This window comes from Stenotrophomonas genospecies 3, from assembly GCF_054473855.1.
Genome location: NZ_JBTMUR010000014.1, coordinates 1 through 13,801 on the forward strand (window position 1 = coordinate 1; position 13,801 = coordinate 13,801).

The window sequence follows — 13,801 nt, forward strand, 5'->3', positions numbered from 1 at the left end:
AACGCTTGGGCACCGCCTTGAGCATACAGGCGCCGCCATCGCCCCACCGCGCCGGCATCGCCAATTTGAAAGTAGGTAGTGGCCTCGCGCCCGGACAGGCCGTCCTGGCTCATCTTCTCCAGGACAGCCAGTTTGAACGGGAGGTCATAGGACCGGGCCTGGCGATGAAATCCCCGCCTACCATGCAGCCGATAGGTCGCCACCCAGCGCCTGACCGTGGAGAACTCCAGGCCGTGGCGACGGGCAATGGCTTTGACCGATGTGGAGGTCTTGCAGAGGCCTCTTTGGCGACCTGCAGTTTGAAACGCGCGTCGTATTTGTTCATGTATCCCTCGGGGTTGGATCTAACGTCCAACTCCCGGGGGTCACTTCATGGACGGGTTTACGGCGTGTCCTGCCCACCCACGCCGCCCCGCCATCCCACGGATAGCCCGCTGTTGCCGTTGCTTCGGCTTCGGCAGGTGCAGGGCGCAGCCCTGCCGAACACCCCTCACCGCTCGGAATGCCCGCTCTGGTCGTAATCGCGCGGGCTGAACAACTCCGGCTGGATCAGCTCGATGAACGCCCGCGCCTGCGCCGACAACGCCTTGCCACGCCGCACGATCACCCCGTAACTGCGTTCCGGGAACCAGCGCTTCATCGACCGCGCCGCCAGCCGCTCGCGGTCAGCCTCGTTCAGGCACAGCGCCGGCACGATGGAAATGCCCATGCCCATCGCCACGTACTGCTTGATCACCTCCCAGCCACCCACTTCCAATGCCACGGTGTAGGCGATGCGGTGGCGCTGGAATACCTGGTCGACCAGGCGGTAGGTGATCTGCCGCTTCGGTGGCAGCACCAGCGGAAAACGCGCGATGTCGGCCAGTTCCAGCTCGCCACCGCTGGCCAGCGGATGGTCGTGCGGCGCGATCAGCACCTGCTCGAAACGGTAGGCCGGTGCGTAGCTGAGATCGGCCGGCACATCAGTCATCGAGCCGATCGCCAGGTCGGCGGCATCCTCGCGCAGCAGGTCGGTGCCATCGGCACTGATCGCGTTGTGCAGGGTCAGGCGCACGTCCGGATGGTGCAGGCGGAAGCGTTCGACGATCTTCGGCAGCAGGTACAGGATGGTTGAACTGTTGGCGGCGATGTTCAGCTCGCCCGCGTCCAGGCCGCGCACCTTGTCGCGGAAACGCGCCTCCAGCCCATCCAGGTTCTCCACCAGCGGCTGTGCCATCTCGTACAGCAGCTGGCCCTCGCGGCTGGGCACCAGGCGGCGCCCGCTGCGCTCGAACAACGGCACCCCCAGCTCTCGCTCCAAGGCCTGCAGCTGCAGGCTGATGGCCGGCTGGCTAACGAAAAGCGCCTCAGCCGCCCGTGAGACCGACCCCAGGCGCACGGTCTGGCAGAACGCGCGCAGCGGCTTCAACCGGTCGGATTTGTAGGAAAAACGCGGACTTGGCGGGGGGCGTGTGCTCATCGTGTCACAAGTATTAGCACAACTTATGTAGAGCATTGCAAAAACTGTTTTGCCAAATACTCGGCGCCGACGGCACCGTGGAGGCGTTCCCCCACCGCTGGAGTCGCCCCATGTCCGCCGTCGCTTCCGCTGTTCCCACCCCCGCCAGCAAGGCCACCCCCGGCATCGCCCTGGCGACCCGCGTGGCCGGCCAGGACACCCTGCTGCCGGCGCCGCTGCTGGCCCTGCTGGTGTCGCTGCACCGCGCGGTGGAACCGGGCCGGCAGGCACGGCTGCAGGCCCGTCGGGAGCGTCAGGCGTTCTTCGACCAGGGCGGCCTGCCGGACTTCCGCGAAGACACCACCGCGATCCGCAGCGGCGACTGGCGTGTTGCCCCGCTGCCGGCGGCGCTGCAGGACCGCCGCGTCGAGATCACCGGCCCGACCGACCCGAAGATGGTCATCAACGCGCTGAACTCCGGCGCCAAGGTGTTCATGGCCGACTTCGAGGATTCGACCTCGCCGACCTGGCGCAACCTGCTGGCCGGCCAGCAGTCGCTGGCTGCCGCGGTGCGTGGCGATCTCGAATACACCGCACCCAATGGAAAGCACTACGCCCTGCGCCCATACGACGAACAGGCGGTGCTGATCGTACGCCCGCGCGGCTGGCACCTGGACGAGAAGCACGTGCGCATCGATGGCCAGTTCATCGCTGGTGGCCTGTTCGACGCGGCGGTGTTCGCCTTCCACAACGCCCGCACCCTGCAGGCCAAGGATCGCGGCCCGTACTTCTACCTGCCCAAGCTGCAGAGCATGGAAGAGGCGGCGCTGTGGGAGACCGCGCTGTCGCACATCGAAGGCATGCTCGGCCTGCCGCACGGCCAGATCAAGGTGACCGTGCTGATCGAAACGCTGCCGGCGGTGTTTGAGATGGATGAGATCCTGTACGCGCTGCGTGACCGCATCGTCGGCCTGAACTGTGGGCGCTGGGACTACATCTTCTCGTACCTGAAGACCTTCCGCCGCCACGGCGACCGCGTGCTGCCCGAGCGCGGCCAGGTGACCATGACCCAGCCGTTCCTGAAGGCGTATTCGGAGCTGCTGATCCAGACCTGCCATCGCCGTGGTGCGCATGCGATGGGCGGCATGGCCGCGCAGATTCCCATCAACAACGATGCCGCCGCCAACGAACAGGCGATGGCCCGCGTGCGCGCCGACAAGCTGCGCGAAGTGACCGCCGGCCACGACGGCACCTGGGTCGCGCATCCGGCATTGATTCCGGTGGCGATGGCGATCTTCGACGAACACATGCCCGGTGCGAACCAGCACAGCGTGCTGCGCCAGGATGTGCGCGTCGGCCGCGACGAACTGATCGCACGGCCGCCCGGCACCATCACCCGCGCCGGCTTCGAAGGCAATGTGGAAGTCTGCGTGCGCTACCTGGCGGCATGGCTGGATGGCAACGGCTGCGTGCCGATCCACCACCTGATGGAGGACGCGGCCACCGCCGAGATCAGCCGCAGCCAGCTGTGGCAGTGGCTGCATACGCCGGGCCAGCAGCTGGACGACGGCACCGCCATCGACCTGGCACTGCTGGATGCCACGCTGGCGCAGCTGCCGGCACGGCTGGGTGACACCACCGCGCTGCCCGGTGGCGCACGCATCGGCGAGGCCATCGCCCTGCTCGGCGAACTGAGCCGCAGCGACGAACTGACCGATTTCCTGACCCTGCCGGCCTACGCGCGCATCGACTGACCGCCGCCCGCGTTTCCCGCCGTTTCCCTCCCCGCTGCACGCACGAACCGAACTGGAGAAAGACATGAGCAAGCTGCCCACTGCCGAACAGATCCAGCACGACTGGGATACCAACCCGCGTTGGGAAGGCATCCAGCGCAACTACAGTGCCGCCGACGTGGTGCGCCTGCGTGGCACCGTCCACATCGAGCATTCGCTGGCCCGCCTGGGTGCAGAGAAGCTATGGGCATCGCTGCATGAGCGCGAGTTCGTCAACGCGCTGGGTGCGCTGACCGGCAACCAGGCCATGCAGCAGGTCAAGGCCGGCCTGAAGGCGATCTACCTGTCCGGCTGGCAGGTGGCGGCCGACGCCAACCTGGCCGGGCAGATGTACCCGGACCAGTCGCTGTACCCGGCCGATTCGGTGCCGGCGGTGGTCAAGCGCATCAACAACACGCTGCTGCGCGCCGACCAGCTGCACCACGCCGAAGGCAAGGACGACATCGACTTCCTGCAGCCGATCGTGGCCGATGCGGAAGCCGGTTTCGGCGGCGTGCTCAATGCGTTCGAACTGATGAAGGCGATGATCGAGGCCGGTGCCGCTGGCGTGCATTTCGAAGACCAGCTGGCCTCGGTGAAGAAATGTGGCCACATGGGCGGCAAGGTGCTGGTGCCGACCCGCGAGGCGATCGAGAAGCTCAACGCTGCGCGCCTGGCCGCCGACGTGCTGGGCGTGCCGACCCTGCTGGTGGCACGTACCGATGCCGAAGCCGCGGATCTGCTGACCAGCGACATCGATGGCAACGACAAGCCGTTCGCCACCGGCGAGCGCACCGTGGAAGGCTTCTACAAGACCCGCAACGGCCTGGACCAGGCGATCAGCCGTGGCCTGGCCTATGCGCCCTACGCCGACCTGGTGTGGTGCGAGACCGGCAAGCCGGACCTGGAGTTTGCACGCAAGTTCGCCGAGGCGATCCATGCGAAGTTCCCGGGCAAGCTGCTGGCCTACAACTGCTCGCCCAGCTTCAACTGGAAGAAGAACCTGGACGACGCCACCATTGCCAAGTTCCAGCGCGAGCTGGGCAGCTACGGCTACAAGTTCCAGTTCATCACCCTGGCCGGCTTCCATGCATTGAACTACGGCATGTTCAATCTGGCCCACGGCTATGCACGTCGACAGATGAGCGCGTTCGTGGAACTGCAGGAAGCCGAGTTTGAAGCGGCCGAGCGCGGCTTCACTGCGGTCAAGCATCAGCGTGAGGTTGGCACCGGCTACTTCGATGCGGTGACCCAGGCGATCCAGCAGGGCCAGTCGTCGACCACCGCATTGACCGGTTCGACCGAGGAAGAGCAGTTCCACGGCGGGCGCAGCGAACGCGCGGCGTGATGCGGTAGTGCCGGCCGCTGGCCGGCAACCACGTGATCCTTCGGGCACCACAGGGAAGCCGGCCAGCGGCCGGCGCTACCGAAGCTTCGGAATCCGATCAGGGTGGCCAGGGAAGGGCCAGACAACGCCGGCCGGTCGGGGGACCTGCCGGCGTTGTTGTATCGATGCAAGGGAGCAGCGCGCAGCCAGCGTCAATCAGGCGCACCCCCGCGTGCCGGCAACTTGGCCGAAAGCCTGTGAAACCCAGCATCGGATTGATCCAGCAGGGGTTTTGCCCGGACACCCGTGACCAGAACGGGCCACCACCGATCTTCACATCAATCAAGATCGGCAGACGGGTCAAAATGAGATAGGGCGCACACTTTAAAGCGGTGCTATGCTCCGCGGCTCACCAGGGGACGCTGGCGGCGGGTGCAGGGAATGACCGGCAGGGGTGCGGCCGAGAACAGTGATGTGACGTCAGGTATCGCCCGGGTGGCGATGGCCGAGATCGTGCACGCGCTGCTGTCCGCTGCCGAGGTTGCATTGTTCGCCAGATTTGCCCGTCCATGCAAGCTTCATGCCGGACAGTGGTTGTTCCAGCGTGGCCATCGCGGCGAACGGATGTATGTGATCCTCCAAGGCCAGATAGAACTGGACTTCGGCGAGGACCTGGTGATCAAGACGCTCGGCCAGCATGAGTTCTTCGGTGAGCTTGGCCTGCTGGTCGGCGATCACCTGCGCAGCGCCAGTGCACGCGCGCTGGCCGACTGTGAAGTACTGGAGCTGGGCCCGGCCGACTTCCATCGCCTGGTGGAATCCGATCCCGGCCTGGTCGCCTACTTCCTGCGCCGTACGATCATGCGCGTGCTTACCAACGAGCAGGCGCTGATCAGCCAGCTGCGCCGGCGCAACCACGATCTGGAAACCGCGCTGGACAACCTGTACATCACCACCCACCAGTTGACCCACACCCGTGAACTGGTACGTACCGATGAACTGACCGGGCTGCACAACCGCCGTGGCCTCACCCTGTACCTGCAGGAGTGCCGCGAGCATGCCGAGGGGCCGCCGCAGGCGCTGCTGCTGATCGACTGCGACCGCTTCAAGCAGATCAACGACCGCCACGGCCACCAGGCCGGCGACCGTGTGCTGCAGAGCATGGGCAACATCCTGCGCTCGATGGCCGGCGAACAGGACCTGGCCTGCCGGCTCGGCGGCGATGAGTTCTGCCTGATCCTGCGCCGTGGCAACCATGAGATCGTGCAGCACGCGGCCGAGTTCATCCTCAGCGCGGTGCATGGCCTGCTCGAACGCAGTCATGGCACGCCGCATGTAAGCCTGGTCAGCATCGGAGCCAGCCTGCTGGCGCCGGAGGCGGGCTGGAGCGAGTGGTACGCCAACGCGGACCGCGCGCTGTACCAGGCCAAGCGCGATGGTGGCAACTGCCTGCGCTGGGGCGGCGACTCCGAAAGCGGACAATGAGCAGCAGAGGTGGCAATGGACGGCATTCCGGATTTTCTCCCGATGCAGAGTTCGCAGGTGCGGACTCTGCTGTTCACCGATCTGTGCGATTCGCTGCAGCTGGTCGAGCGGATCGGTGACATTGCCGCCGCTGAGCTGTTCCAGCAGCATGACCGCCTGGTGCTTGGCCTGCAGCAGCGCTGGAACGGCCAGCTGATCGATCGGTCTGACGGATTGTTCATCCTGTTCGAACGTCCCATCGATGGCATCGGCTTTGCTCTTTCCTACCAGAACGCCGTTGATGCACTGGGGCGCGAACGTGGCGTTGTTCTGCGTGCACGCGCCGGCCTGCACGTGGGTGACGTGCTGCTGTGGAACAACAGTGCCGAGGCCGTTGCCCACGGCGCAAAACCGGTGGAGGTGGAAGGCCTGGCCAAGCCCATGGCTGCGCGCCTGATGCAGCTGGCGTGGCCTGGACAGGTCCTGCTGTCCGCGGCCGCCGAACAGATGGCACGTCGGGCAGCCAGCGAACTGCCCTGGGCGGCTGACGAGCTGCGCTGGAAGGATCACGGCTGCTGGCGCTTCAAGGGCATCGGCGAACGCCAGGAAGTATTCGAAGTGGGATTGCGTGGCAGCGCCCCGCTACGTCGCCCGCGCTCGGGTGAAAAAGCGTGGCGGGATCTGCCGCTGTGGCGTCGCCCAGCGGCGCTGGTGACCGAGGCGGCACTCATGCTGGCGCTATGCGGAGTGCTGTGGACGCTGTTTCGGCCGGCACCGGCCATCGCCTTCGCCGAACGCGACTGGGTGATCGTGGCGGCGGTGCACAACGCCACGGCTTATCCCCAGTTGGACAGCAGCCTGGAGCAGGCGCTGTACATCAGCCTGGGGCAGTCGCGTTTCGTCAACATCCTCAGCGAGCTGAAGGTGCGTGACACCCTGCAGCTGATGCAGCGGCCGCCGCAGGCGCGGCTGGACCGCAGGCTGGCCATCGAGGTCGCGCTGCGTGACGGAGTTCGTGCGGTACTGATCCCCAGTGTGCTGGAGCTCAATGGCAAAGTACGGGTCAGTGTCGAAGTCGTGGATCCGCGTAGCGGACAGACCGTTTACACGCGCTTTGCCGACGGTCGCGGGCTGGATTCGATCCTCGCCTCGACCGATCAAGTGGTTGCGGCGCTGCGTACCGACCTTGGCGAAGCGCTTCGTGACGTCGGCGCAGACCAGCGGCCGCTGCCAACCGTGGCTACCGCCAATCTGGACGCACTGCATGCCTATGCCAAGGGCGTCGATGCAACGGCTGCCGCGCGCTATGACGATGCGTTGATGTTCTTCGAGCAGGCGACCCGACTGGATCCTGCCTTTGCCTTCGCCTACGTCGGGCAGATGAACATCCAGCACGCAAAGGGCAATCTGGAGCAGGCCGCGGCGCTGTACCGCAAGGCGGTCAGCCAACGTACGCACCTGACCGCGCGCGACCAGCTCTATCTCGATGCCTGGGCGGCCGATTTCGAAGGGGCACCGCCTGCACGCATCGCTGACAAATGGCGCATGCTGACCGAGTTGTACCCGGACGACCCGGCCGGCTGGATGAACTACTCGATGGTGCAGTTCGCGCAGGGTGACTACGATGGCGCACTGGCCGCGACGCAGCCGCTGCTGGGACGCCAGCATTCGCGCCGTGCATTGGTGCTGGCGTTTGTTGCACGCATCCAATTGGCCCGTGGCGAAGCCTCCGCAGCGGAAGCAGCCCTGCGCGGTGCGCGGCTGCACCCGGGTTGGAACGGCGATGGCATGGAGCCGGTGATTGCCGCATTGGCTGGCGACTTCGAAGCGGCCAACGCCGGGTTCACCGCGATGGGGCCACTGGGCCCCGGGACACGCATGGAGCGGGCTGCCGTGCTGACCATGCAGGGTCGCAGCGCTGAAGCTGCGGGCGACATGCAGCAGGCTGCGTCGCAGTGCCCCAGCGCAGGTGGGATGTGTGACATCCTCGCTTTGCAGGCGCTGGCCTGGCGTGCACGGCAAGGCGTTTCCGTGCCGGGGCAGGAGTACCAGCAGGTGCTCGATCGCGCGCTCGCGGCGATCGATCGTGGCCAGCCTGCATCGGCACGGCGCAACGCATTCATCGCTCTTGCCGCTGCCTACCATGCGCTGCGCGCCGGCCAGGCAACGGTGGTCATGCAGCGAAGGGACGCGCTGCAGGCGCTGCCCGAACGCGACGACGATCCCCGCCTGCGCGAACTGTGGAACCTGCTGCAGGCACGCATGGCCCTGGACGCTGGAGAAACGCTGCGTGCACAGCAGTTGTTGGCGCAGCAGCGCCAGGCAAGTTTGTTCCAGTGGCGCGTGCTGCAGTTGGATCTGCTGCGATCCCAGGGTCAGCACGATGCAGCGCAGCGTCAGCTGCGCTGGCTTCAACACCATGCCGGCCTGGCCTTTGCAGAGAACATCGGCGACTACGCACTGCTGCCGTTGAACGTGAACGACGTGCAGCGGCTGGCATTGATGGAGAGTCCCGTGGCCTCTCACAGCAGCCCGGACGCAGCGGCACCCTGATCGTTACTCCTGCTGGAGACCAGGCAAGCCATCCTCGAACAGGAACGGCACATTGAAGGCGGCGCGTGTCCCAAGCAGGGTCCGCATGCGTGATGCGGCCTGGGCGAACTCCATCTTGCTGCCCAGGGACGCCAGTGATGCACGGCAGGCACGCACGGTGTCTTCGTCCGCACCCAGTGCGAGCAGGGCCAGGCCGGGATCCTTGGCAAACTCGGACCGGAAGGCATCATCGCTGGCCAGGCGCTCCAGCAGCTGCTGGACAACGTCGGCGGAAAGGGGGGAAGCAGACATGGGATCAGCACCGGCAGAATGGGAAAATGGAATTATCGGCGGTGGCGCCGCGAAGTTGATGGGTACGTGCACCCGCCACGCTATGATCGGCGCCCCGAACAGCCCTCGGATGCCATTGCGATGAGATTCCGTCGTTGCCGGACCTTGTTCGTCGAGCCGGTCGAACGCCCGTCCTTCAACCTGGAGGAACTACTGGCTGGTGGTACCGGCGTGCAGCTGCAGCCGGTCCTGCAGGTGCGTGCGGCGCACCTGCCGTCGGTGCAGGTGATCGACGCGGAAAGCTGTGCCTGGTTGCTGGCCTGCAGTGCCGAACAGTGGCAGCCGTTGCCGGAAGCAGCGGACGCGCGCGGTCGGGTGCTGTCATTGCTGCAGCAGGGCCTGCTGGTCAGCGATGATCCGGCCCACGCCAAGGCCTGCGCTGCCGAGCAGCGCCTGCGCGATAGTCACTGGTGGCCGCTGTCGGCGGTGCACTACCAGCAGTCGTGCTGGGACGAGGTGGACAGCGTGCAGGACATGGAGCAGCACCAGCTGGTGACCGCACGCGATCTGGTGCGCAGCTACGGCAGTCCGCCACCCGAGGCACCTCCGCGTATACATGGCGCGCAGGCACTGCCGTGCTACGAGGATGATCCGATGCAGTCGCAGCTGCAGGCACGGGCTACCTGCCGCAACTTCGATAGCGCGCGTGCGCTGCCGTTGCCACTGCTGGCGCGCGTGCTGCAGCAGGTGCTGATGGCACAGGCCGAGGTGGAAACCGATCCAGGTGTGCGGTTCCTGAAGAAGAACGTGCCTTCAGCCGGCAGCCTGCATCCGCTGGAGGCCTACTTGCTGGTACGCAACGTGGAGGGAATGGCCCCGGGGCTGTATCACTACCATGCGGTGGCGCACGAGCTGGGCCGGCTGCCGGCACAGCCACAGGACCTGGAGTCGCTGTGCCAGCGCTTGCTGGCCGGGCAGCATTGGTTCGCCGATGCACACGTGCTGCTGGTGCTGGTGTGCCGCTTCGAGCGCAACTTCTGGAAGTATCGGAACCATGCCAAGGCCTACCGCGCTGTCACGCTGGATGCAGGCCATGTTTCACAGGCACTGTATGCGTCGGCCACCGCACTGGGCCTGGGCGCTTTTGTTACAGCGGCCATCAATGAATCCGAGGCCGGGCGTGCGCTTGGCCTGCAGCCGATGGCCGAAGGTGCGTTGGCGATCTGCGGGCTGGGCTGGCGCAGTGGCACAAAGATCACCGCGGAGCTGGACCCGGATGGCCACGTGTGGCCGCGGGCGGACCCACGCGCAGGGAATGCCGATGCAGCCGGGCCCTAGGGCCCGGCGCGTCATCGTTCACGCCGCTTCGAAGTCCACCAGCACCGCACCGTCACCCACCTGGTCGCCGGCCTTGGCGCGGTAGCCCTTCACCGTGCCGTCTGCCGGTGCCTGCAGGGTGTGCTCCATCTTCATCGCTTCCAGCACCACCAGCGGCGTGCCGCGCTTGACCTCGGTGCCGGCCGCGACCAGTGTCGCGACGATCCTGCCCGGCATCGGCGCCAGCAGGCTGCCGGCATCGGCCACGGCGTGGTCCGATTCGCCCACCGGATCGTGCAGGGTGAAGCGGTGCTGGCCATCGGCGCCGAACAGATACAGCTGGTCGCCTTCGCGCAGTAGCTGCAACGACCAGCGGCGCTCGCCCAGCAGCACGGTCAGATGCTGCGCATCGGCCGTGCCAAGCACCTGCACCGGCGCGGCGTCATCGCACTGCACGCGCCAGCCATCGGTCTGCGTCCACACCTTCAGCGTGTGCTTGCGTTCGCCCTGCTGCAGCGGCAGCACGCGCGGTGCCGATGCGCCAAGGCGCCAGCCGTCCTGGGCCTGCCACGGCGAATGCGGATCGCGCGCGTCGGTGCTGGCGCCGCCCGTGCTTGCAACCGCAGCCACCGCAGCCAGCTGCCACAGGGCATCATCCGTGTCGCCCACTGCACTCAATGCCGCCTGTTCGCGTTCGATCAGCGCGGTGTCCAGCTTGGCGTGCGCGAACGAATCGGTGTTGACCAGGCGACGCAGGAAACCGGCATTGGTGGTCACGCCCACCACCTGGCAGTCGGCCAGCGCCTGGCTCATGCGGCGCAGTGCGGCCTCGCGGTCCAGGTCCCAGACGATCAGCTTGGCAATCATCGGATCGTAGTACGGGGTGATGCTGTCGCCTTCCTCCACGCCGGTATCCACGCGCACATGGGCCGACGGGGTCGGAAGGCGCAGGCGGCGCAGGGTGCCGGTGGAGGGCAGGAAGCCCCGGTCGGCATCTTCGGCATACAGGCGCGCTTCGATGGCGTGGCCGTGGATCGCCAGCTGTTCCTGGCGCAGCGGCAGCGGCTGGCCCGAGGCCACGCGCAGCTGCCACTCCACCAGGTCGGTGCCGGTGATGTACTCGGTCACCGGGTGCTCGACCTGCAGGCGGGTGTTCATTTCCATGAAGTAGAAATCGCCGTCCGGGCCGGCGATGAACTCCACCGTGCCGGCACCGACGTAGCCCACCGCGCGCGCGGCATCGACTGCCGCCTTGCCCATCGCAGCACGACGTTCGGGACTCATGCCCGGCGCGGGTGCTTCTTCCAGTACCTTCTGGTGGCGGCGCTGCACCGAGCAGTCGCGCTCGAACAGGTAGACCGCCTCACCGTGGCTGTCGCCGAACACCTGGATCTCGATATGGCGTGGGCGCTCGACGTACTTCTCGACCAGCACATGGTCGTTGCCGAACGCCGAGGCCGCCTCGCGCTGGCAGCTGGCCAGTGCATCGACGAAGTCCTCGCTGCGCTCGACCTTGCGCATGCCCTTGCCACCGCCGCCGGCGCTGGCCTTGATCAGCACCGGGTAGCCGATGCCGTCGGCCTGTGCGCGCAGGAAGTCCGGCGCCTGCTGGTCGCCGTGATAGCCGGGGGTCAGCGGCACACCGGCCTCGGCCATCAGCGCCTTGGCCGCGCTCTTGTCGCCCATCGCGCGGATGGCGCTGGCCGGCGGGCCGATGAAGGTGATGCCGGCCGCCGCGCAGGCATCGGCGAAGTCGGCGTTCTCGGACAGGAAGCCGTAGCCGGGGTGGATCGCCTGCGCGCCGGTCAGGCGTGCGGCGTCGAGCAGGGCATCGCTGCGCAGGTAGCTCTCACGTGCGGCGGCCGGACCAATGTGGATGGCTTCGTCGGCCAGGCGCACATGGCGTGCGTTGCGGTCCGCATCGGAATACACCGCCACGGTGGCGATGCCGAGGCGGCGGCAGGTGGCGACGACGCGACAGGCGATTTCGCCACGGTTGGCGATCAGGACTTTGGTGAACATGGCAACAGACTCGGTCATGGCACGGGTTACATGCGGAACACGCCGAAGCGCGTCTGCTGCGGGGCGGCGTTGAGGCTGGCCGACAGCGCCAGGGCCAGCACCCGGCGGGTGTCGGCCGGATCGATCACGCCGTCATCCCACAGGCGCGCGCTGGCGTAGTACGGATGGCCCTGCTGCTCGAACTGGTCGCGGATAGGTGCCTTGAATGCATCTTCCTCCACTGCCGGCCACTGGCCGCCCTTGGCTTCGATGCCATCGCGCTTGACCGTGGCCAGCACGCTGGCGGCCTGTTCGCCGCCCATCACGCCGATGCGCGCGTTCGGCCACATCCACAGGAAGTTCGGCGAGTATGCGCGGCCGCACATGCCGTAGTTGCCGGCACCGAACGAACCACCGATGACCACGGTGAACTTGGGCACCTTGGCGCAGGCCACGGCCATCACCAGCTTGGCGCCGTCCTTGGCGATGCCGCCCTGTTCGTACTTGCGGCCGACCATGAAGCCGGTAATGTTCTGCAGGAACACCAGCGGGATGTTGCGCTGGGTGCACAGCTCGATGAAGTGTGCGCCCTTCAGTGCCGACTCGGAGAACAGGATGCCGTTGTTGGCGATGATGCCGATCGGGTAGCCGTTCAGATGCGCAAAGCCGGTCACCAGCGTTGCGCCGTAGCGCGGCTTGAACTCATCGAAGCGCGAGCCATCGACCAGGCGCGCGATGACCTCGCGCACGTCGTAGGGCTTGCGCGTGTCGGCCGGGATCACGCCATACAGCTCGTGCGCCGGCAACAGTGGTTCCTCGTTGGCCTGCACCGCCATCGCCGGCTCCGGCTTGCGCCAGTTGAGCTGGGCGATGATCGCGCGCACCCGTGCCAGCGCCTGCAGATCGTTGTCGGCCATGTGGTCAGCCACGCCGGAGATGCGCGTGTGCACATCGGCACCGCCGAGTTCCTCGGCCGTCACCACTTCGCCGGTGGCCGCCTTCACCAGCGGCGGGCCGCCGAGGAAGATCGTGCCCTGCTCGCGCACGATCACCGTCTCGTCGCTCATCGCTGGCACATAGGCACCACCAGCGGTGCAGCTGCCCATCACGCAGGCGATCTGCGGAATGCCCTGCGCCGACAGGTTGGCCTGGTTGTAGAAGATGCGGCCGAAATGGTCACGGTCGGGAAAGACTTCGTCCTGCAGTGGCAGGAACGCACCACCGGAATCGACCAGGTAGATGCACGGCAGGTGGTTCTGCTCGGCGATCTCCTGCGCGCGCAGGTGCTTCTTCACCGTCATCGGGTAGTAGGTGCCGCCCTTGACCGTGGCATCGTTGGCCACGATCACGCATTCCACGCCACTGACGCGGCCGATGCCGGCCACTACGCCAGCGGCCGGCACGGCGTCTTCGTACATGCCGTGCGCAGCCAGCGGCGCGATTTCCAGGAAGGCGCTGCCGGGGTCGAGCAGGGCGTCGATGCGGTCACGCACCAGCAGCTTGCCGCGCGCGGTGTGCTTGGCGCGTGCGGCTTCGCTGCCACCCAGCGCGGTGCGGGCGAGGGTGGCATGCAGGTCGTCGACCACGGCCTGCATGGCCGCGCGGTTGCTTTCAAACGTTTCGCTGCCCGGTTGCAGCTGGGTGCTTAGTACGGTCATC

Annotated in this window: 9 protein-coding genes and 1 pseudogene; 5 read left to right on the top strand and 5 right to left on the bottom strand. The window is 66.7% G+C overall.

Going from position 1 to position 13,801, the window contains the following annotated elements; genetic code table 11:
* A pseudogene (locus ACX9OT_RS17570) lies at positions 1 to 325 on the bottom strand (transposase); the annotation flags it as partial.
* Positions 326 to 490: 165 nt separating this feature from the next.
* Entirely contained in the window at positions 491 to 1,459 is a 969-nt protein-coding gene (locus ACX9OT_RS17575) for a LysR family transcriptional regulator (RefSeq protein ID WP_049421009.1), read from the bottom strand.
* A 110-nt stretch (positions 1,460 to 1,569) separates the two neighbouring features.
* On the opposite strand from ACX9OT_RS17575, the gene aceB reads away from it, so the two are divergent.
* The 4 genes from aceB (at position 1,570) to ACX9OT_RS17595 (ending at position 8,554) form a co-directional block, all read left to right on the top strand.
* Positions 1,570 to 3,192, top strand: coding sequence for a malate synthase A (gene aceB, locus ACX9OT_RS17580; RefSeq protein ID WP_049462808.1), 1,623 nt, complete (start codon positions 1,570 to 1,572; stop codon positions 3,190 to 3,192).
* Between the two features lie 64 nt (positions 3,193 to 3,256).
* Entirely contained in the window at positions 3,257 to 4,558 is a 1,302-nt protein-coding gene (aceA, locus tag ACX9OT_RS17585; RefSeq protein ID WP_004153647.1) for an isocitrate lyase, read from the top strand.
* A gap of 420 nt (positions 4,559 to 4,978) precedes the next feature.
* Positions 4,979 to 6,022, top strand: a complete 1,044-nt coding sequence (locus tag ACX9OT_RS17590) for a GGDEF domain-containing protein (RefSeq protein WP_049462809.1) — start codon at positions 4,979 to 4,981, stop codon at positions 6,020 to 6,022.
* Positions 6,023 to 6,064: 42 nt separating this feature from the next.
* Positions 6,065 to 8,554, top strand: coding sequence for a putative peptide modification system cyclase (locus ACX9OT_RS17595; protein WP_157805917.1), 2,490 nt, complete (start codon positions 6,065 to 6,067; stop codon positions 8,552 to 8,554).
* Positions 8,555 to 8,557: 3 nt separating this feature from the next.
* Here ACX9OT_RS17595 and ACX9OT_RS17600 read toward each other — a convergent pair whose 3' ends face one another.
* On the bottom strand, positions 8,558 to 8,845 hold the full coding sequence (locus ACX9OT_RS17600) for an NHLP-related RiPP peptide (protein ID WP_049462810.1): 288 nt from the start codon (positions 8,843 to 8,845) through the stop codon (positions 8,558 to 8,560).
* Positions 8,846 to 8,965: 120 nt separating this feature from the next.
* Here ACX9OT_RS17600 and ACX9OT_RS17605 point away from each other — a divergent pair, with 120 nt between their 5' ends.
* Complete coding sequence (locus ACX9OT_RS17605) at positions 8,966 to 10,162, top strand: putative peptide maturation dehydrogenase (protein WP_049462820.1); 1,197 nt, start codon at positions 8,966 to 8,968, stop codon at positions 10,160 to 10,162.
* Positions 10,163 to 10,180: 18 nt separating this feature from the next.
* Here ACX9OT_RS17605 and ACX9OT_RS17610 read toward each other — a convergent pair whose 3' ends face one another.
* Both ACX9OT_RS17610 and ACX9OT_RS17615 read right to left on the bottom strand, forming a co-directional pair.
* Positions 10,181 to 12,181 carry an acetyl/propionyl/methylcrotonyl-CoA carboxylase subunit alpha gene (locus ACX9OT_RS17610; RefSeq protein WP_428999684.1) on the bottom strand — a complete coding sequence of 667 codons (2,001 nt, stop codon included), beginning with the start codon at positions 12,179 to 12,181 and terminating at the stop codon, positions 10,181 to 10,183.
* A gap of 8 nt (positions 12,182 to 12,189) precedes the next feature.
* Positions 12,190 to 13,800, bottom strand: a complete 1,611-nt coding sequence (locus ACX9OT_RS17615) for a carboxyl transferase domain-containing protein (RefSeq protein ID WP_049462812.1) — start codon at positions 13,798 to 13,800, stop codon at positions 12,190 to 12,192.
* Between the last annotated feature and the right edge of the window lies 1 nt (position 13,801).

Coding starts and splice junctions, on each gene's coding strand:
- ACX9OT_RS17595 (WP_157805917.1), top strand. CDS start 6,065: ATGCAGAGTTCGCAGGTGCGGACTCTGCTGTTCACCGATCTGTGCGAT.
- ACX9OT_RS17600 (WP_049462810.1), bottom strand. CDS start 8,845: ATGTCTGCTTCCCCCCTTTCCGCCGACGTTGTCCAGCAGCTGCTGGAG.
- ACX9OT_RS17610 (WP_428999684.1), bottom strand. CDS start 12,181: ATGACCGAGTCTGTTGCCATGTTCACCAAAGTCCTGATCGCCAACCGT.
- aceB (WP_049462808.1), top strand. CDS start 1,570: ATGTCCGCCGTCGCTTCCGCTGTTCCCACCCCCGCCAGCAAGGCCACC.
- aceA (WP_004153647.1), top strand. CDS start 3,257: ATGAGCAAGCTGCCCACTGCCGAACAGATCCAGCACGACTGGGATACC.
- ACX9OT_RS17615 (WP_049462812.1), bottom strand. CDS start 13,800: ATGACCGTACTAAGCACCCAGCTGCAACCGGGCAGCGAAACGTTTGAA.
- ACX9OT_RS17605 (WP_049462820.1), top strand. CDS start 8,966: ATGAGATTCCGTCGTTGCCGGACCTTGTTCGTCGAGCCGGTCGAACGC.
- ACX9OT_RS17575 (WP_049421009.1), bottom strand. CDS start 1,459: ATGAGCACACGCCCCCCGCCAAGTCCGCGTTTTTCCTACAAATCCGAC.
- ACX9OT_RS17590 (WP_049462809.1), top strand. CDS start 4,979: ATGACCGGCAGGGGTGCGGCCGAGAACAGTGATGTGACGTCAGGTATC.